2 protein-coding genes are annotated in these 1,262 nt (G+C 36.8%); both read right to left on the bottom strand.

The window, feature by feature from the left end:
• Positions 1 to 695, bottom strand: a 695-nt coding sequence (locus ACS8FC_RS14350; protein ID WP_439297256.1) for a hypothetical protein, incomplete at its 3' end; no start/stop codon positions are given.
• Positions 696 to 841: 146 nt separating this feature from the next.
• On the bottom strand, positions 842 to 1,262 hold a 421-nt coding region (locus ACS8FC_RS14345), incomplete at its 5' end, for a tetratricopeptide repeat protein (protein ID WP_439297255.1).

Here is a 1,262-nt window from a genome sequence, read left to right as displayed (position 1 = left end):
TTTTCCATTTGTGCAGAAAGCATCCAAGCAAACGAATGAGCATCTAACAAGCTAACCTCATTTTTTAGTTCTTCAATTAGCATTATTTTGATAGTACTAATAAGTTGCAAATAAACAAAGTAATTTTCCCAAGAACAACGTTGACTAGTTTTGAACTCTATTCCTAATAATGAGAATGCTCTATCAAAATAAGTAGGTGCGATAGGTAAGTATTTTGAGTTATCTTTAATAAAATAAAGATAAGCTAAAAGAGAATAATTCCTTCCAAAAATTTTAATCAACTCATCAAATATTTGTTCGTCATTTGATGAATGGTAAAGATTAAATAAAACGCTCTCAATTTCCTCTGTCTTAACAGGGTTACCAATTGCTTCAAAAAGTGGTTGATGTGGTCGATTTTGTTCGCCATAGCGATTTTGCCATGGAACTAAATTATTATCTGGAAACTCAATGGCCTCGATGGTTGCCAATATAATTTTCCCACTTCCAATGTCATGATTTTTCCATGTATGAAACGAAAGCTTATTGCGAGCAACTCTGTAAGTCTGATACTTATATCCTTCTTGTTGATCTGTATAAGGATGTGAAGCAAAAGACACAAAAGGTATATTTGACTTTTCTTCTACAAACCTTATAAAAGCATCGTACTGTTTTTCAAAGAGGTATGGATTTGTTATTGGGGTAACTGTTTGCATAACATTCCTTCGACTTAGGAGGCTACAAGTTTATTAGGCGTATATGATTAAGCTGATTTCACTTTATATAAATTTTTTGCTTTCGTACACAAAAAATCCAGCTCAAAGGCTGGATTTTTACTATACGCTAAATATCTAGTTAGAGTTTATTTACTCTGAAACCAAGTATCTGCTTTGTTGCGGGCATTAGCGATATCTGCACTTGATAAGTTCAATGCCAATTGGCCGATTTTACCACGTGCCTTGTTACGAACTTTTTCATCGAGCATGCCATCACGGGCAGCCAAGTCGTACCACTTATAGGCATCAACCAGGTTTTTTTGTTTTTCATCTAACAATGCAAGTGTGTAACTAGCACGGTTGTCGCCACGCATCGCGGCTTTTTCTAGCCAAAGACGCGCTTGCTGCAAGTTAGGTTGTACGCCTTCACCGCGTAAGTACATGATAGCAAGGTTCAACTGAGCAGGGGCAACACCTTGTTGAGCGGCTTTGGTGTACCACTGGATTGCTTGTTGAGTATTTTGAGCAATACCTTCGCCTTTTTGCAAGCGCTTGGCTAGATAAAAC

It is taken from the genome of Psychrobacter sp. 1Y4 (assembly GCF_051847555.1).
The sequence above is the reverse complement of the archived record's forward strand: the minus strand, read 5'-3'. Positions and strand labels throughout refer to the sequence as shown.